The 15,309-nt window shown below is 74.2% G+C and carries 20 protein-coding genes; 7 read left to right on the forward strand and 13 right to left on the reverse strand.

From position 1 onward, the window contains the following. The first annotated feature begins 47 nt into the window (after positions 1–47). On the forward strand, positions 48–1,379 hold the full coding sequence (locus AB0C33_RS13035; RefSeq protein WP_358286740.1) for a serine hydrolase domain-containing protein: 1,332 nt from the start codon (positions 48–50) through the stop codon (positions 1,377–1,379). Between the two features lie 76 nt (positions 1,380–1,455). Here the strand turns inward: AB0C33_RS13035 and AB0C33_RS13040 are convergent, their stop codons facing one another. Further along, a complete protein-coding gene (locus AB0C33_RS13040) occupies positions 1,456–2,352 on the reverse strand; it encodes a LysR family transcriptional regulator (RefSeq protein WP_358286742.1) in 897 nt (298 codons plus the stop codon). Between the two features lie 71 nt (positions 2,353–2,423). On the opposite strand from AB0C33_RS13040, the gene AB0C33_RS13045 reads away from it, so the two are divergent. Beyond that, positions 2,424–3,122, forward strand: coding sequence for a gamma-glutamyl-gamma-aminobutyrate hydrolase family protein (locus tag AB0C33_RS13045; RefSeq protein ID WP_358286744.1), 699 nt, complete (start codon positions 2,424–2,426; stop codon positions 3,120–3,122). A 25-nt stretch (positions 3,123–3,147) separates the two neighbouring features. Here AB0C33_RS13045 and AB0C33_RS13050 read toward each other — a convergent pair whose 3' ends face one another. After that, a complete protein-coding gene (locus AB0C33_RS13050; protein ID WP_358286746.1) occupies positions 3,148–4,167 on the reverse strand; it encodes a hypothetical protein in 1,020 nt (339 codons plus the stop codon). 150 nt (positions 4,168–4,317) lie between these two features. On the opposite strand from AB0C33_RS13050, the gene AB0C33_RS13055 reads away from it, so the two are divergent. Together AB0C33_RS13055 and AB0C33_RS13060 are read left to right on the forward strand one after the other, a co-directional pair. Then, positions 4,318–5,535: a histidine kinase gene (locus AB0C33_RS13055; RefSeq protein WP_358286748.1), complete on the forward strand. Its 1,218-nt coding sequence runs from the start codon at positions 4,318–4,320 to the stop codon at positions 5,533–5,535. Beyond that, positions 5,516–6,187 (forward strand): response regulator transcription factor, encoded by a 672-nt coding sequence (locus AB0C33_RS13060; RefSeq protein ID WP_358286750.1) that lies wholly within the window; start codon positions 5,516–5,518, stop codon positions 6,185–6,187. Before AB0C33_RS13055 ends, AB0C33_RS13060 begins: the two co-directional genes overlap by 20 nt. Here AB0C33_RS13060 and AB0C33_RS13065 read toward each other — a convergent pair. Both AB0C33_RS13065 and AB0C33_RS13070 read right to left on the reverse strand, forming a co-directional pair. After that, on the reverse strand, positions 6,184–6,615 hold the full coding sequence (locus AB0C33_RS13065) for an SRPBCC family protein (protein WP_358286752.1): 432 nt from the start codon (positions 6,613–6,615) through the stop codon (positions 6,184–6,186). The genes AB0C33_RS13060 and AB0C33_RS13065 overlap by 4 nt on opposite strands. A 162-nt stretch (positions 6,616–6,777) precedes the next feature. Further along, positions 6,778–7,062, reverse strand: coding sequence for a hypothetical protein (locus AB0C33_RS13070; protein ID WP_358286753.1), 285 nt, complete (start codon positions 7,060–7,062; stop codon positions 6,778–6,780). Between the two features lie 197 nt (positions 7,063–7,259). On the opposite strand from AB0C33_RS13070, the gene AB0C33_RS13075 reads away from it, so the two are divergent. Next, on the forward strand, positions 7,260–7,727 hold the full coding sequence (locus AB0C33_RS13075) for a GNAT family protein (RefSeq protein ID WP_358286754.1): 468 nt from the start codon (positions 7,260–7,262) through the stop codon (positions 7,725–7,727). A gap of 25 nt (positions 7,728–7,752) precedes the next feature. Here the strand turns inward: AB0C33_RS13075 and AB0C33_RS13080 are convergent, their stop codons facing one another. From AB0C33_RS13080 to AB0C33_RS13090, 3 genes are all read right to left on the reverse strand, one after another. Then, the gene (locus AB0C33_RS13080) at positions 7,753–8,154 is read right to left on the reverse strand and encodes a hypothetical protein (protein WP_358286755.1); all 402 of its coding nucleotides are present in this window, start codon (positions 8,152–8,154) and stop codon (positions 7,753–7,755) included. 1 nt (position 8,155) lies between these two features. Beyond that, entirely contained in the window at positions 8,156–8,692 is a 537-nt protein-coding gene (locus AB0C33_RS13085) for a dihydrofolate reductase family protein (protein WP_358286756.1), read from the reverse strand. A gap of 572 nt (positions 8,693–9,264) precedes the next feature. Then, on the reverse strand, positions 9,265–9,849 hold the full coding sequence (locus AB0C33_RS13090) for a TetR/AcrR family transcriptional regulator (RefSeq protein WP_358286757.1): 585 nt from the start codon (positions 9,847–9,849) through the stop codon (positions 9,265–9,267). An 81-nt stretch (positions 9,850–9,930) separates the two neighbouring features. Here AB0C33_RS13090 and AB0C33_RS13095 point away from each other — a divergent pair, with 81 nt between their 5' ends. Next, positions 9,931–10,755, forward strand: a complete 825-nt coding sequence (locus AB0C33_RS13095; RefSeq protein ID WP_358286759.1) for an alpha/beta fold hydrolase — start codon at positions 9,931–9,933, stop codon at positions 10,753–10,755. Positions 10,756–10,785: 30 nt separating this feature from the next. On the opposite strand, the gene AB0C33_RS13100 is transcribed toward AB0C33_RS13095, so the two are convergent. From AB0C33_RS13100 to AB0C33_RS13120, 5 genes are all read right to left on the reverse strand, one after another. Then, positions 10,786–11,223 (reverse strand): GNAT family N-acetyltransferase, encoded by a 438-nt coding sequence (locus AB0C33_RS13100; RefSeq protein ID WP_358286760.1) that lies wholly within the window; start codon positions 11,221–11,223, stop codon positions 10,786–10,788. A 71-nt stretch (positions 11,224–11,294) separates the two neighbouring features. Continuing rightward, positions 11,295–11,714, reverse strand: a complete 420-nt coding sequence (locus tag AB0C33_RS13105) for an HIT family protein (RefSeq protein WP_358286761.1) — start codon at positions 11,712–11,714, stop codon at positions 11,295–11,297. Between the two features lie 57 nt (positions 11,715–11,771). After that, positions 11,772–12,677, reverse strand: coding sequence for an RNA polymerase sigma-70 factor (locus AB0C33_RS13110; protein WP_358286762.1), 906 nt, complete (start codon positions 12,675–12,677; stop codon positions 11,772–11,774). Positions 12,678–12,785: 108 nt separating this feature from the next. Then, complete coding sequence (locus AB0C33_RS13115; RefSeq protein WP_358286763.1) at positions 12,786–13,397, reverse strand: SRPBCC family protein; 612 nt, start codon at positions 13,395–13,397, stop codon at positions 12,786–12,788. Positions 13,398–13,451: 54 nt separating this feature from the next. Beyond that, positions 13,452–13,796, reverse strand: a complete 345-nt coding sequence (locus AB0C33_RS13120; protein WP_358286764.1) for a hypothetical protein — start codon at positions 13,794–13,796, stop codon at positions 13,452–13,454. A gap of 147 nt (positions 13,797–13,943) precedes the next feature. On the opposite strand from AB0C33_RS13120, the gene AB0C33_RS13125 reads away from it, so the two are divergent. After that, entirely contained in the window at positions 13,944–14,624 is a 681-nt protein-coding gene (locus AB0C33_RS13125) for a TetR/AcrR family transcriptional regulator (protein ID WP_358286765.1), read from the forward strand. A 70-nt stretch (positions 14,625–14,694) separates the two neighbouring features. On the opposite strand, the gene AB0C33_RS13130 is transcribed toward AB0C33_RS13125, so the two are convergent. Next, on the reverse strand, positions 14,695–15,303 hold the full coding sequence (locus tag AB0C33_RS13130) for a dihydrofolate reductase family protein (protein ID WP_358286766.1): 609 nt from the start codon (positions 15,301–15,303) through the stop codon (positions 14,695–14,697). Between the last annotated feature and the right edge of the window lie 6 nt (positions 15,304–15,309).

Below are 15,309 nucleotides of genomic sequence, written 5' to 3' on the forward strand. Positions count from 1 at the left end.
GCAGGTACGCACCTGGCGGCCACCCGACGCCGCTAGTGTTGTCGCCCATGAGTCAGGTGGGACAGGTGACGGCCCGCGCGCTGCTGCGCAGGCTGGCCGTCGAGCAGGCCGAGTGCAGGGTGCCGTCGCTGACGGCGGCGATCGTCCGCGACGGGCGGACGGTGTGGTTCGGCGGCCGCGGCCGCGTCGGCGACGGCCCGCCGACCCCGGCCACCCAGTACCGGCTGGGATCGATCACCAAGTCGATCGTGGCCGTGGCCGTCATGCGGCTGCGCGACGAGGGCAGGATCGCGCTGACCGACCCGCTGGAGCGTCACCTGCCCGGCACCGCCGCCGGGCAGGCCACCATCGCCCAGCTGCTGTCGCACACCTCCGGCCTGACCGCCGAACCGCCGACCGACTGGTGGGAGCGCACCCCCGGCCTGGAGCTGCCCGACCTGCTCAAGCGGGTGGGCCCCGACCAGGTCAGGCACCGGCCCGGCCGCCTCTACCACTACTCCAACGTCGGGTTCGCGCTGCTGGGCGAGCTGGTGGCCCGGCTGCGCGGCACCGACTGGCAGCAGGCCGTGCGGCAGGAGGTGCTGGCGCCGCTGGAGATGAACGCCACCACCGCCCGCCCCCGCGCCCCGCACGCCACCGGCTACGCCGTCCACCCGTGGGCCGACACGGTGCTCACCGAGCCCGAGCACGACGCCGTGGCCATGGGGCCGGCCGGGCAGCTGTGGTCCACCCCGCACGACCTGGCCCGCTGGGCCGCCTTCGTCGGCGGCGACACCGGCGGCGTGCTGTCGCCCGACACCCTGGCCGAGATGCGCGAACCGGCCGGCGTCGCCGACGGCGACTCCTGGACCGCCGGCTACGGGCTCGGCCTGCAACTGGCCCGCGTCGGCGGGCGCCGCCTGGCCGGGCACACCGGGTCCATGCCCGGCTTCCTGGCCACCGTTTGGGCCGACCCGGCCGAACGCGTCGGCGTGCTGTTCATGGCCAACACCACCAGCGGCATGACCGGCTCCCTGCCCACCGACCTGCTCGACATCCTCGACGAGCACGAGCCGCGCCTGCCCGAGGAATGGCAGCCCGCCCCCGCCGACCCCGACCTGCTGGCGCTGACCGGGCTGTGGCACTGGGGGCCCAAGCCGTACGCGCTGCGGCTGCTGCCCGACCGCGGGCTGTCGCTGGCGCCCGTCGACGGCAGCGGGCGCGCCTCCCGGTTCGTGCCCCAGGACGACGGCACCTGGCTCGGGCTGGACGGCTACTACGCCGGCGAGAGGCTGCGCGTGGCCGCCGACCACCTCGACCTCAACACGTTCGTCTTCACCCGCGAGCCCTACGACCCGGCCGCGCCGGTGCCGGGCGGGGTGGCCGGCTGGCACGCCTGACCCGCCCAGCCGCCGCACACGGACCGGGCCGGACGCCGACGGCGTCAGCCCGCCGGACGGGGATCGGCTCGCGGTGTCAGGCCGGCGGACGGGGACCGGCCTGGGGTGTCAGGCCGGCCGGGCCGGTCAGGGCCTTTGCCAGGGTGGCGGCCGGGCCGGGCGGCAGCGCGCCGTGCACCAGCTCCACGCGGTGCACCAGGCGCGGCGCCACCAGCGGCACCCCCCGCCCGGCCGAGGCAGGCAGCAGGGTCAGCCCGTGCCCGGCGGCCACCAGGTTGAGCACGGTGTGCACGTCGTCGCCCTGGTAGACCAGCGCGGCGGCGAACCCGTCACCGGCCAGGTCACGCAGGCGCGGCAACGGGCACAGCGGCGTCTGCAGCCAGCGGGCGTCGACGAGGTCGGCCAGCCGCAACGCCCGGCGTCCCGCCAGCGGATGCCCCGGCGGCAACGCCACCACCAGGTCCTCCTCGCTGACGCCCACCGTGGTCATCGGGCCCGACTCCGGCAGGCGCAGCGGGTCGCTGGGCGCGGCGATGCCGTCGGCCAGCCCCAGATCGGCCTCACCCTCGGCCAGCAGCTCGGCCAGCAGCTCCCGGTCACAGGTGCGCACCTCCACCCGCAGCCGCGGCTGGGCGGCGCGCGCCTCGGCCAGCCGTCCGGCCAGCACCGCGTTGACCGCCAGCGGGGTCGCGGCCAGCCGCAGCCGGTGGGCCGGTTGGGCCGCCGCGCGCAGCACGTCGGCGCGCGCCGCCCGCAGGCGCAGCAGCAGCGGCCCCGCGTGCTCCAGCAGCCGCTCACCCGCCGGGGTCGGCTCCACCGGGCGGCGGCCGAGCAGCGGCAGCCCCAGATCGGCCTCCAACGCCGCCACCTGCTGGGAGATCGCCGACTGGGTGTAGCCGAGCTCGTGGGCGGCGGCCGAGAAGGAGCGCAGGCGGGCCACCGTCACGAATGTGCGCAACAGATTCGGGTCCATCAGCAATGCTTATAGCAGGTGCAGACATCATCGTTGGCGCTTAAGGATGGGGGGAGGTCACGATGGGAGGCATGAGAATCGCCCTGGTCGCAGACCGTTCACCCGGCGTCCGGTCCCACGCCCGCGTCCCCCGTCTGATCGAGGCGCTGCGCGAACGCGACGGCATCGCCCTGGACCCCTACTGGATCCCCACCACCGAGGCCGACGACCTCGACGGCTTCGACGGCATCTGGATCATGCCCGGCAGCCCGTACGCCAGCGAGGCCGGCGCCGTCAACGCAGCCCGCACCGCCCGCGAGCGGCGCATCCCGTTCCTGGGCACCTGCGGCGGCTTCCAGCACATGCTGCTGGAGTACGGCCGCAACGTGTGCGGGCTGGACGTCGAGCACGCCGAGAACACCCCCGGCGCCGGGGCGTTCCTGCTGGAGCCGCTGTCGTGCTCGCTGGCCGGGCACGAGGGGCTGGTGCGCCTGACCCCCGGCTCGCGGATCGAGCAGATCATGGGCACCACGTCCATCGTCGAGGCCTACAGCTGCTCCTACGGCCTCAACGACGCCTACCGCGGGACGCTGGCCGCACACGGGCTCGTCTTCTCCGGCCACGCCGAGGACGGCATGGTGCGGGTGGCCGAGCTGCCCGGCCACCCGTTCTTCGTCGGCACGCTGTTCCAGCCGGAGCTGGCCGGCGACGGGCGGCGTCCGCACCCGCTGATCGCCGCGTTCGCCGCCGCCGTGCAGCGCCAGGCCCAGCCCGCCGCCGCGGCCCGCTGAACGTCAGTCCGTACGGCGCTGCGGGTCAGCGCGTACGGGCCGGCGGTGTGAGTCGGCCCGTACGGCGGGCCAGCAGCGCCAGGAGAGCGGCCGTCACCAGGCCGAGCACGGTGAGCGAGACCCGGTCGGCGGCTGTTTGGCCGTTGGCGAGCACGCCGAAGGCGGTGTGCCCGATCAGCGCGCCGCCCGCCAGCGCCAGGCTGTGCCGGTCGCCCCAGCCGCCGTGCGCCGCCCACCGCCGTACCAGCAGCGCGGCCACCACGGCCAGCAGCGCCGCGGCCGCCATCGGCGCCGCCACCCAGCCGCCCTGGGTGAAGGCCGGATGCCGGGCCCCGCCGAAGGGGAACAGCAGCGCCAGATACCCGAACGCGACGACCCCGGCCCCCACCGCCACCAGCGCAGGAGCGGGCGCGCCCGCCGACCCCCCGGCCGCCTGCGCCGACCCGGCCGGCGGCGGGGGGACGACCCGCAACGCCAGGACCGCCAGCGCCGCCACCGCCAGCAGCAGCCCCGCCTGCACCGGCCACGGCGCCAGGTAGCCGGGGTCCATGAAGGCCGCCGTCCAGCGCAGCAGCAGCACGCCCAGCACGAACACCACGCCCGCCACCACCAGCCCGGCCCGTCCCAGGTAGGGGCGGTGGCGCAGCGCCGGGAACAGCAGGTCGGCCAGCAGGATCGGCAGCGCCACGCTGAACACCGCGTGGTAGGGGATGTTCAGCTCGGTGTAGGCGCTGTTGAGGCCCAGGACGCGCGGCGCCCACCCCGCCGCGCCGTACAGGGTGGGGCTGGTCAGCGCCTGCAGCGCCAGCCCCTCCTCCACGATCCCGTACGCCGCCCCCAGCAGCAGCACCGACCCCCACCCGCGACCGGCACGGCGTACCAGCTCGCGGATCAGGACGGTGCCCGCGCCGTAGATCGGCGTCCACACCAGCAGCAGCCACGCCTGGCGCAGCGGCGGATTGCCCAGCGTGAGCTCGGCGACGACCGGGGTGAGCCCGGCCAGGACGAGCGCGGCCCACCGGCCGCGTGCCTGAAGGGAGACCATGCCTCCACGTTCCCGTCCCGCGCGGGGGCGGCGCTGCTGCCTTGCGGCCGGTCCGTGGCCACCGCGGTCGCGCACCGGGCACGACTTTGGTTGCCACGGCCGGTGACCCCGGTTGCCGCCCGGCACGGCGGGTGCGGGCTACGATCGGCCATGGTGTTCGGGGCGAACAGCCCGCAGACGGGCGACGAGAATCAGGGCGGGCGGTCGCGGCGGGAGCGGGTCGCGGTTGCCGGAGGGGTCGTGCTCGCCCTGGCCGGCGCCGTCTCGGTGGTGTGGGGAGACCTCGCGTCCGGCACGCCCCGCTGGCACCTGTGGGCCGACGTGATCGGCGGGGCGGCGGCGTGCGCGGCGCTGTGGTGGTGCCGCCGCCGTCCGGTGGCCGCCGGGCTGGCCGCCGTCGCGCTGGCGATCCCGGCCGCCGCCGCCTCGGTCGCCGCCGGGATCGCCACGCTGGTCGTCGCGCTCCACCGGCGTCCGCCCGCGGCCGTGGCCGTCGGGGCGGCGTGGGTGGCCGCCTCACTGGCCAGGTTCGCCCTGCGGCCGCCGGGGCTGGCGCCGTACCCGGTGTGGGCGCTGGTCGCGGTGCTGTTCGGCGGGGCGGTCACCGGCTGGGGCATCCTGGCCAGGACCCGCCGCCAACTGCTGGCCTCGCTGGCCGAACGCGCCCGCCGCGCCGAGGCCGACCAGCGGCAACGCGCCGAGGAGGCGCGCCGCGCCGAACGCCTGGACATCGCCCGCGAGATGCACGACGTGCTGGCCCACCGGCTGTCGCTGCTGGCCGTGCACGCCGGCGCGTTGCGCTTCAACGCCGCCGCCACGCCCGCCGAGGTCGCCGAGGCGGCCGAGGTCATCCGCGCCAGCGCCCACCAGGCGCTGCAGGAGCTGCGCGGCGTCATCGGCGTGCTGCGCCGGCACCCCGGCGACCAGCCCGCCTTCGCCGAGCGGCCCTCCGCCGAGCAGCCGCCGGCCGGGCTGGAGCCGCTGGTGACGGAGTCACGGCGGGCCGGGATGCGCATCGACCTGCGCGAACACGGCATACGCTTCGCCGACCTGCCCGAGCCGACCCGGCGCACCGCCTACCGCGTCGTCCAGGAGGGCCTGACCAACGCCCGCAAGCACGCCCCGGGCCGGACCGTCACCGTCGAGGTGCGCGGCACGGCCGGCCGGGAGCTGACCGTCGAGGTGCGCAACCCGCCGCCCGCCGGGCCGCGGGCGGAACTGGCCGACACCGGCGCCGGAGCGGGGCTGGCCGGCCTGGAGGAACGCGTCACCCTGGCAGGCGGCAAGCTGGACCGCGGACCGGCCGGCGACGGCGGGTTCCGGCTGGCCGCACGGCTACCATGGCCCCGTGGAGGAGTCGCGGAGTGAGCCCGGCCCGATCCGGGTGCTGATCGTCGACGACGACGCGCTCGTCCGCACCGGGCTGACCCTGATGCTCAAAGGCGCACCCGACCTGCGCGTGGTCGGGGCCGTGGCCGACGGCGGGCAGGTCCAGGCCGCGGTCGCCGAGCACTCCCCCGACGTGGTGCTGATGGACATCCGCATGGCCGGCCTCGACGGCATCGAGGCCACCCGGCGGCTGCGCGCCCGCACCGGCGCCCCGCAGGTCATCATCCTGACCACCTTCGACGCCGACGAGCACGTCTTCCGGGCGTTGCGCGCCGGAGCCGGCGGGTTCCTGCTCAAGGACACCCCGCCCGAGGGCATCGTCGAGGCCGTCAAACGGGTGGCGGCCGGGGAGCCCAGCCTGTCGCCCAGCGTCACCCGCCGCCTGATCGCCCACCTGATGCCCGAGGAGGACGACCGGCGGCGCGCCGAGGCCCGCCGGATGCTGTCGGCCCTCAGCGAGCGGGAGCGCCAGGTGGCGCTCGCCGTCGGGCAGGGCAAGCCCAACGCGGTCATCGCCGGCGAGCTGCACATGAGCGTGGGCACCGTCAAGGGCTACATCTCGCGCGTGCTGACCAAGGCGGGCCTGGACAACCGGGTGCAACTGGCTTTGGTCGTCCACGACGCCACCTAACGGGCCGGCGCCTCCAGCAGGCGCGCCAGCCTGCGCAGCGAATGCCGGCCCAGGGCCGTCACGACCGGACGTCCCGCCGGCCACAACGCCCGGCCGGCCGCGCCCAGCGGCAGCAGCAGCTCCTCGGCCCAGATCACCCGGCTACCGCCCCGCCACGGCCGCACCCGGATCGCGCCCCGCCCGCGCACCAGCCGCCCGGTGTGCTCCATCAGCACGTACGACGGCGGCTCGAAGGCCACGATCGTCATCGTGTCCAGGAACCCCACCGGCCGCACCCCGGTGTAGGCCTCCACCCGGCGCTCGCCCACCTGCCGCGCCGACGTCATGAACATCCATTCGCGGTGCCGCGACCAGTCGGTGATCAGCGCGAACACCTCCTCCGGCCGCGCGGCCACCTCCACCGCCGCGCCCGCGTACACCGGTCTCATCCCTGGCCTCCTCGTGTGCCGGCTCCTTCTTCGGGACATGAGATACGTGCTCATGATCCTGCCGGACGAACCCGGCGCGGGCGCAGGGGTGGGCATGAGAAGGTCCCGCCGCCGGGCTGAGGACTGGGGAAGTCAGACCCGGCGGCGGGACCGGCATCGGGATCACGACCCCGGCGAGGAGCTCCCGCCGTGGCCGGCCATGCCGTACGCGGTGGGGTACGGCCTTGCGTGGCCGGCCGGGCGGTACGCGGTTGCGCTGCGGACAACGGCCGGCCCCGCGTCATGGGGGTGACCGTCGGGGTGACCGTGGTGACCGCAGCGGCTCGCGGCCCTGACCGGGGACGTGCCCGTGCCCGTCGCGGCCCGAGCCGCGACTCCGCCGCCGGCGAGCGTGACCGTCGGCACCTCGACGACGGCCCCCGGCCCGCTGACGGCTGTGCCTGTCATGCGCTCCTCCTCCCTGCCCGAGCGGGCGACTCTGCACCGTGACTACCCCATGTCACTCTCCGTGAAGCTCGATGGCCGGGTAAAATCCCCGGTCAGCAGCCCAAAGGCAGGGCTGCGATCACGTTGGGTGAGGGAACGGCGGCGCTGAGAGGCGTGTCCGCCGGAACTGTCGGTGCCTGGTGGCACACTCGGCGGGCATGAGCGATGACGTGCGGCTGCGGCCCGTCCTGCAGGCCGATCTGGAGGTGTTCCTGGAGCAGGAGCACGACGAGGAGGCCGTCCGGCGGTCCAGGTTCGCCCCTCGCGAGCGGGCGGCCTTCATGACCCACTGGACCACCCGGGTGCTCGGCGATCCCACCGTCCTGGTGCGCACGGTCACGGTCGGGGCTGAGGTGGCCGGGAACGTGGTGTCCTGGTGGGAGGGTCAGCGGCGGTTCGTCGGCTACTGGCTGGGCCGCCCCTTCTGGGGGCGCGGCGTCGGCACCGCGGCTTTGGGGCTGTTCCTGGCGGAGGAGAAGACCAGACCCCTGTACGCCGACCCGTTCGCGGGCAACACCGGCTCGGTGCGGCTGCTGGAACGCCACGGGTTCCGGCGCGCCGGAACGGTCCGGCACGGCGAGGACGAGCATCTGCTGCTGGTGCTGGGCGACGACCCGTCCGCCTGACCGGTCAGGCGGGTGGCGGCTGGGGTCAGCTGCGGCCGCCCGTGAAGGGGGGTTCGCCGTCCTTCAGTACGCGGAAGCGCAGCGCCGACCACGTCTCGTCCACCGCGACCTGGCCGTTGGGGCGCAGCCCGTACTCGCCGACGATGGGCCAGAGCGTGTCGCGGTTGATGTCGGACTTGTTGCCCTTGGGGTAGGCCACCCAGACCACGGGCGGCGCGGTGATCTCGTCGCGGTGCTCGTCCAGGGTCCGGCGGGCCGCGGCGGCGTCGGGGGCGAAGATCAGCGCGACGTCCGCCTCCTTGACGGTTCCGGCCTCGCCGGCGCCCTCGGGCAGCGGCCCCAGGAGCGGCCGATGGGCGGGGTCGGAGACCCATACGGTGGTCGCCGGCTTGATGAGCAGCTTGTCGGCGACGGTCTTGGCGGCCATGTCATGCCCTCGTGTAGATCAGGTTCAGCACGCCGGTGCTGAAGGTGGTGGAGGCGGTCAGGGTGAGCGGGATCTGCTCGCGCGCGTCGTCGAACAGGCGCTTGCCCGAGCCGACGACGATCGGGTGGAGCAGCAGGTTGAGCTCGTCGAGCAGGCCCTCGCGCAGCAGCGAGACGACCAGGGTGCCGCTGCCGACGACCGAGATGTTCCCGCCGGGGCCCTCGCGCAACGCCGCCAGGTCGGCCAGGCTCACGACCTCGGTGTTCTGCCAGGACGGCGAGGTCAGCGTGGTGGAGACGACGTACTTGGTCGAGGAGTTCATCGCCTCGGCCATCGGCTCCTTCTCGGGGTCCTGGTGCGGCCAGTATCCGGCGAACTCCTCGTAGGTGTGCCGGCCCAGCAGCATGGCGTCGGCGGCCTGCATCTGCGCGCCCACCGACTGGCCCATCTCGTCGTTGAAGTACGGGAAGTGCCAGGTGTCGGGGGCCTCGACGACGCCGTCGAGGGAGATGAACAGGCCCGCGGTGATCTTTCGCATGATTGTCGCTCCTTGAGTTCCTGAGGTGCCTCAACCTTCCCACCGACAAATGAAGTTGTCAAGACGACTTCCGTTGTCCGAAGTGCGCGTTCGTGCCTGCTGGGCACGTGATGGCCGGGCCGGAAGGCGAGGGCTGCGTGCCGAAGGAACGGAGCGGTAGAGCCGGCACGGCTCCGGCGCGGGTCGCCCCCTTCAGGAGGGAGCGGATCTGCGCACCCCCCGGCCGGGCGGCGGCTCTCGGGCCGAGGGCGCCGGGGGTGGTGCTCCGGGCATGTGCCGCCATCGCGACGGGCGGGGCCCGGGCCACGGGTCACGGAGGATGCCTCCCGGCCCGGTGTGGCGAGCATGCCCCAGGGGCGGGCCTGAGGGCGGCCCCTCATGCCGCAAGCCGCCTCCACCACGGATGGGGTTCCCGTGTGGGGCTGTGGGAACGGCTCGCCGGTGGACGGGTCTCCGGTCGCCGGTTGCCGCGGAACGCTCTGGATCAGTCGTGCGGAGCGCCTTCGGTGTCGGTCGCGGGGAACGTTCCGGCCTTAGGTGGAAGGGCTTCCAGGGGCGGGGGCGGAGGGCGTTCAGGGGGTGGTGGCGGACAGGAGGGTCAGGGCGGCCTGAAGGGCGTGGTCGGCGGCGGCTGGGCTGTCATGATGGGCCGCGACGACGGTCGCGCCCTCGACCAGCATCAGCAGCTGCCGCCCCACCAGCCCTGGATCGCCGGCCCCGGCACGTTCGGCGATGCCGGTCAGCAGCTCAAGGTAGCGGTCCAGGTGGCGGGCGGTGATGGCCCGTACGGGGTCGGCGTGGTGCTGGGCGGCGGCGTTCAGCAGGGCGCAGCCGCGGAAGCCCGGGTCGGCGTACCACTGCCGCAGGGCCTCGAACACCGCGGCCAGCTGGGCGCGCGGATCGTCGCCCGCGGCCTGGACGCGGCCGGCCAGCCAGCGGGCGACCCGGTCGCTGCGCTCCCGGAGCACGGCCTCGACCAGGCCCTCCTTGGTGCCGAAGTGCCGGTACAGGGTCTCCTTGGAGATGCCGATCCCGGCGCACAGCCCGGCGACGCCGATGCCGTCGAGCCCACGCTCGTACAGCAGGTCGGTGGCGGCGCTCAGGATGGCGGCGCGGGTGCGGGCGGGGTCGATCGTGGAGCCTTTGGCCACGGGCATGGCTTGGATAGTACCGGTCGGTTCGATCGGCTGCTAACGTCTCGGGTCGTACTGATCGGTTCGATCTCGGGGAGTTCACCCATGTTTGACCCGCTTGCCGCTGACCCGCCGCGCGACCCCGACTTCCCGGCCACCACGCCGCACGTGACGTTCGACAGCGGCGGCGAGCGCCTGCTCGGCGTGCTGCACCTGCCCGCCGGACGCGGCCCGCACCCCGTCGTCGTGCTGCTGCACGGATTCCCCGGCAACGAGCGCAACTTCGACCTCGCCCAGACGCTGCGCCGTGCCGGCTACGCCGCCCTGGTGTTCCACTACCGCGGATCATGGGGCGTGGGCGGCACCTGGTCCTGGGGACACGTGCTGGAGGACGCCGCCGCCGTCGTCGCCGCGCTGCCCGGCCTGGCCGCCGCCCACCGGCTCGACCCGCGGCGCCTGGCGCTGGTCGGCCACAGCATGGGCGGCTTCGCGGCGCTGACGACGGCCGCGGCGGACCCGTCCGTGACCGCCGTCGCCTCCGTCGCCGCGTTCGACCTGGGCGTGGCCGCCGCGCTGTGCCGCGCCGACGCCGAGGTACGGGCCGGGTACGTCAAGGCGTTCGACGGCGAGCTGGCCCCCCTGCGCGGCACCAGCGGGCAGGCGCTGGTCGACGAGATGGAGGCGAACGGCGACGCCTGGCGCCTGGCCCGGCTCGCGCCCCGGCTGGCCGGCCGCCCCGTGCTGCTCGCCGGCACCGGCCACGACGTCGTCACGCCGCACGAAGTGCACCACGAGCCCCTGGTCGCCGCGTACCGGGCACACCCCGTCGAACGCCTCGAAGACCACCTCTTCCCCACCGACCACGCCCTGTCGGACCACCGCGTCACCCTGGCCCGCACGATCCTCGGCTTCCTCGAACGCTCCCTGTGACGGCCGCGCCCTGCCTCGGGCGGCGGCCCGTCAGGAGGGACGGGCCACGTACGCGTGCTTGGCGTCGCCGGAGAAGCCGCAGGCGCGGTAGAAGGCGTGGGTCGCAGGCCGGCGCGAGCTCGTCATCAGCATCGCCTTGTAACAGCCGGCCTCCCACGCGGCCTGGAGGGTGGCGGCCATGATCTGCTTGCCCAGCCCGGCGCCCCGCCGGGACGCCTCGACGACGACGTTCTCGATCACGGCGTACGGCGAGGCCGACCGCGTGAGGTTGGGGATCACGTTGAGGTAGGTCGTCGCGACGACGGCCCCGTCCAGTTCGAGCACGAACAGACGCAGCGCGGGGGACGCGAGGATCTGCCGGAAGACCGCCGCGTCCGACCCCTCCACGACCTCCGGGTCATCCGGCTGCAACTGCCGGTAGAGGCGGACGATGTGCTCGAAGTCGTCAAGGCGGGCCTCGCGGAACATGCGGGGAGCATAACAACATGCCGTGCACGCGGCCGGCCCCAGGTCAGCGGGTCAGCGGGGCGGCGGGCGGGTCAGCGCGGCAGAGCGGCACGGATCAGCGCCGCGTCCTGGTCGAGCCGGGCGCGCGAGCGGCTGCGCCACTCGGCGCTGACCACCACGCCGTCGCCCGCGAAGCGCGGCACCACGTGCAGATGGAGGTGGAAGACGTCCTGACCGGCGGCCTCGCCGTCGGCCAGCGACAGCCGAACCCCCTCGCAACGCAGCCCCGAGGCCCGCAGCGCGGCCGCCACCCGCCGGGCCGCCCGCCAGATCGGCCCGCCGACCGCGTCGCCGGCCTCGGCCAGGCCGGCGACGTGCGCGCGCGGCATCACCAGGACGTGTCCGGGCGTGGCCGGGTGATGGTCGAGGATCGCCAGGACGTCGTCGTCGCCGTAGACCACGCTGGCCACGGTCCGTCCGGCGACGATCTCGCAGAAGACGCACGTTCCCATACCGGTCATGATCGGCGACGACGGGCGGCGGCCGCACCCGGATTTCCCCGCGGCCCGTCAGCGGCTCACAACGGTCTCGTGTCCGATCCGCGACAACTTGCCGGGATTGCGCACGGCGTACAGGCCGCTGATGAGGCCGCCGTCCAGGCGGATCGCCACGACGCTGTCGATCTCGCCGTCGAGGTCGACGAGCAGCGCCGGATGGCCGTTGACGTGGGCCCGGCGCAGACGGGCCGTGCCGGCGATCCTGGACAGCACCGCGGCCACCGTGGCCGCGCCCTCGACCGGCGCGAGCGCCGCCCGCACCACGCCGCCGCCGTCAGTGAGCAGGACGACGTCAGGAGCCAGCAGGTCGAGCAGACGCTGCAGGTCGCCGGTCTCGATCGCGCTCTGGAAGGCCGCCAGCGCCTGACCCGCCTGCTCGGCCGACACGCTCGCCCGAGGACGCCGTGCGGCCACATGCCCCCGGGCGCGGTGGGCGATCTGCCGCACCGTCGCCGGGGTCTTGCCGACGGCCTCGCCGATCTCGTCGTACTCCAGGCCGAACACCTCGCGCAGCACGAACACCGCGCGCTCGGTGGGATGGAGGGTCTCCAGCACCAGCAGCATCGCCATCGAGACGCTCTCGGCCAGCTCGACGTCCTCGGCCACGTCCGGCGAGGTCAGCAGCGGCTCGGGCAGCCACGGCCCGACGTAGGACTCCTTGCGCCGGCGCATCGTGCGCAGCCGCGTCAGCGCCTTCCTGGTGACCATGCGGACCAGGAAGGCGCGCCGGTCACGCACGGACCCCAGCTCGACCGACGCCCACCGCAGCCAGGTCTCCTGCAGGATGTCCTCGGCGTCGGCGGCCGAGCCCAGCATCTCGTAGGCGACGGTGAACAGCAGGTTGCGATGCTCGACGAACGTCCGGGTCGCACTGTCGGCCTGGTCCGCCTGGTCGGCCGGTTCGACGCTGGTGTCCATCTCGTGCTCCCGCCTGTCGGTTCTCGACCTTGCCACACGCACCAGACGCCGGTCGCCGCCGCCGCGTGACATCCGGGGACAGTGGCGCCCGTCACATCGCGCGGGCGGTCAGCGGGACTCCGCGGCGGCCTTCAGGTCGCGCAGCCATGCCTCCAGCCCCGCGCCGAGGAGCTCGGTGGCGGTGGCCACGTCGGCCTCGACCTGGCCGCCGGTCCAGGTCTCCTCGGTGTGCACGCGCACACCGTCCTTGACCTCGGTGAACGTCCACAGGTGCACGCCCCGGTCGATGCGCACGCCCGTGCCGACCGCCGGGCCGCTCCACAGCAGGCAGGCGTCGCGCTTGACGCGCCGGAGGGTGGAGGTGATGTGCATGGTGGTGGCCGGGGTGGTGGCGGTGGCCGGAGCGGGCGTGGTCCACCGCCACGACGAACCGGCGCGCAGCGGGCCGTGGTCCAGCCGCTTGCTGGACAGGACGGGCTGCTGCCAGTCGGGCCACTGCTCCACCCGCGTCTGCAGTCCGAAGATCCTGCTCAGCGGAGCCTTGATGACGATGTCGGCCCGATAACGGATGCGGGCGGAGGCGTCGACCCCCTCCCCCCGGCACTGGGCCGCGCCGGCGGCGGCGTGGGCGGCGGCGTGGGCGGCCGGGACGTTGCCCACCAGGACGCCGGCCACGGCGAACGGGATCAGGATCGAGGCGACGCGGACGTTGCTGAACATGGTGTTCCTCTCGTTGAGGGATCGTAGAAAAGGGCTGCCAGGCCGGGGACGCCGTCAGCGCCGTCCGGCCCGCACGATGGCCGCGACGAGCGCGGCGCAGGCGGCGACGATCAGCACGGCGAAGGCGGGGTGCATGTCCTTCGACAGGCTCGGCGCACCGCCGGGCCGGGCCACCCACACGGCCAACGGCGCCGCGTAGGCGAGGGCCACCAGCACGGCCGCCCACCGGACCAGCCGGTCCCGGGCATGGCGCAGCGCGCCGACCAGCACGACCGCGACCGGAACGATCGCCAGCAGCGCGAACTGGCCGACGATCATGACGGGGACCGCCCAGGCGGCGACGCTCACCGCCACCGGCGTACTACGACCGGGACGGGTGGACGGCTGGTACGTGGTCATGACGTTCCCTTCACCTGGACGGACACGAACGGCTAGACGCTCGTGCTTTCGTTAGAAGTTATAACCGCACAGGAAAAGAAGTGTCAACAACGTTCGTGATAGCCTCTAACTAAATCTCTGGGGTGTAGCGACGGAAGGCGGCACGGCATGGCGGACACCGGCACGGCGACCCCGCGCGAGCGCTACCGCGCCCAGATCCGTGCCGAGATCAAGGAACACGCCTGGCAGCAGATCGCCACGACGGGGGCCTCCGCGCTGTCCCTCAACGCGATCGCCAAGCAGATGGGCATGAGCGGCCCCGCGCTCTACCGCTACTACGCCAACCGCGACGAGCTGATCACCGAACTCATCCGCGACGCCTACCGCAGCCTCGCCGACACCCTCCGCTCAACCGCCGAAAAGGCCGCCGAAGGGGGCGGGCTGGCCGGGCTGGCTCACGCCGTACGCGGCTGGGCCCTGCGCGACCCCCAGCGCTACCTGCTCATCTACGGCACCCCCGTCCCCGGCTACCACGCCCCCGACGACATCACCGCCATCTCCGCCCAGATCATGACCCTCCTGCTCGACGCCGCCTCGGCCGCCCCGCCCCGGCGCCCCGAAACCCCGCTCGACCACCACCTGGCCGCCCACCGCGACTGGGCCGGCGACCACCCCGCCCCGCCCGCCGTCCTGCACCGGGCGCTCAGCTTCTGGACCCGGATCCACGGCGTGCTGTCCCTGGAACTGGCCGGCCACTTCGCCGGCATGGGCTTCGACCCCGCCCTGCTCTTCACCGCCGAGCTGGACGACCTGCTGTCCCCCAGACCCGCTGACCCGCTGACCCGCTGATCCCGTGCGCACGAAAGGCCCGGCCCGCCGCGGAAGGCGAGGCCGGGCCTGTCGCAACAGGCAGAGCGCGTTACCGGACGTCCTGGGGCAGGTGGGTCTTGGCGTCGTCGTAGGAGCCCGCACCGGCCGCCCCGGCCGGCCGGTAGACCAGGTACAGCACGCCGGTGGTGAACGTCTGCGAGCTGACCAGCTCCAGCGGGATCGAGCTGTCGCCCTCGTCGAACAGCCGCTCGCCCTTGCGCACCGCGATCGGGTGCACCAGCAGGTGCAGCTCGTCCAGCAGCCCGGCGGCCAGGAGCTGCCGCACCACCGAGACCGAGCCGCTCATCGCGATCGGGCCGCCCGGCTCGGCCTTCAGCGCCGTCACGCCCTTGACCAGGTCGCCCTGCAGCAGCTCGGAGTTGCGCCAGGTGAACTCCAGAGGCTGGCGGGAGACCACGATCTTGCGCGCGTCGCCGATCGTCCTGGCGAAGTCGGCGTCCTCGCCGCCGGCCGCCTCGCGCTCGGGCCACGCCCCGGCGAAGCTGTCGTACGTCTCGCGCCCCAGCAGCAGCGTGTCGGCCATCTGCGCCGTCACCGCCGCGCCCATCTCGTCGTTGAAGTACGGGAAGTGCCAGTCCGCCGGGTCCTGGACGACGCCGTCGAGCGAGATGAACAGGTTCGCGCTGATCTTCCTCATGATGGT

This window comes from Nonomuraea sp. NPDC048881 (assembly GCF_040649795.1).
Taxonomy (GTDB): Bacteria; Actinomycetota; Actinomycetes; order Streptosporangiales; family Streptosporangiaceae; genus Nonomuraea.

Excerpts from the sequence above, each read along its gene's own strand:
- AB0C33_RS13085 (WP_358286756.1), bottom strand. The coding sequence starts at position 8,692 with ATGCGAAAGATCACCGCGGGCCTGTTCATCTCCCTCGACGGCGTCGTC.
- AB0C33_RS13105 (WP_358286761.1), bottom strand. The coding sequence starts at position 11,714 with ATGGGAACGTGCGTCTTCTGCGAGATCGTCGCCGGACGGACCGTGGCC.
- AB0C33_RS13070 (WP_358286753.1), bottom strand. The coding sequence starts at position 7,062 with ATGACAGGCACAGCCGTCAGCGGGCCGGGGGCCGTCGTCGAGGTGCCG.
- AB0C33_RS13075 (WP_358286754.1), top strand. The coding sequence starts at position 7,260 with ATGAGCGATGACGTGCGGCTGCGGCCCGTCCTGCAGGCCGATCTGGAG.
- AB0C33_RS13090 (WP_358286757.1), bottom strand. The coding sequence starts at position 9,849 with ATGCCCGTGGCCAAAGGCTCCACGATCGACCCCGCCCGCACCCGCGCC.
- AB0C33_RS13040 (WP_358286742.1), bottom strand. The coding sequence starts at position 2,352 with ATGGACCCGAATCTGTTGCGCACATTCGTGACGGTGGCCCGCCTGCGC.
- AB0C33_RS13065 (WP_358286752.1), bottom strand. The coding sequence starts at position 6,615 with ATGAGACCGGTGTACGCGGGCGCGGCGGTGGAGGTGGCCGCGCGGCCG.
- AB0C33_RS13130 (WP_358286766.1), bottom strand. The coding sequence starts at position 15,303 with ATGAGGAAGATCAGCGCGAACCTGTTCATCTCGCTCGACGGCGTCGTC.
- AB0C33_RS13080 (WP_358286755.1), bottom strand. The coding sequence starts at position 8,154 with ATGGCCGCCAAGACCGTCGCCGACAAGCTGCTCATCAAGCCGGCGACC.
- AB0C33_RS13050 (WP_358286746.1), bottom strand. The coding sequence starts at position 4,167 with ATGGTCTCCCTTCAGGCACGCGGCCGGTGGGCCGCGCTCGTCCTGGCC.
- AB0C33_RS13125 (WP_358286765.1), top strand. The coding sequence starts at position 13,944 with ATGGCGGACACCGGCACGGCGACCCCGCGCGAGCGCTACCGCGCCCAG.
- AB0C33_RS13110 (WP_358286762.1), bottom strand. The coding sequence starts at position 12,677 with ATGGACACCAGCGTCGAACCGGCCGACCAGGCGGACCAGGCCGACAGT.
- AB0C33_RS13095 (WP_358286759.1), top strand. The coding sequence starts at position 9,931 with ATGTTTGACCCGCTTGCCGCTGACCCGCCGCGCGACCCCGACTTCCCG.
- AB0C33_RS13115 (WP_358286763.1), bottom strand. The coding sequence starts at position 13,397 with ATGTTCAGCAACGTCCGCGTCGCCTCGATCCTGATCCCGTTCGCCGTG.
- AB0C33_RS13055 (WP_358286748.1), top strand. The coding sequence starts at position 4,318 with ATGGTGTTCGGGGCGAACAGCCCGCAGACGGGCGACGAGAATCAGGGC.
- AB0C33_RS13045 (WP_358286744.1), top strand. The coding sequence starts at position 2,424 with ATGAGAATCGCCCTGGTCGCAGACCGTTCACCCGGCGTCCGGTCCCAC.
- AB0C33_RS13035 (WP_358286740.1), top strand. The coding sequence starts at position 48 with ATGAGTCAGGTGGGACAGGTGACGGCCCGCGCGCTGCTGCGCAGGCTG.
- AB0C33_RS13100 (WP_358286760.1), bottom strand. The coding sequence starts at position 11,223 with ATGTTCCGCGAGGCCCGCCTTGACGACTTCGAGCACATCGTCCGCCTC.
- AB0C33_RS13120 (WP_358286764.1), bottom strand. The coding sequence starts at position 13,796 with ATGACCACGTACCAGCCGTCCACCCGTCCCGGTCGTAGTACGCCGGTG.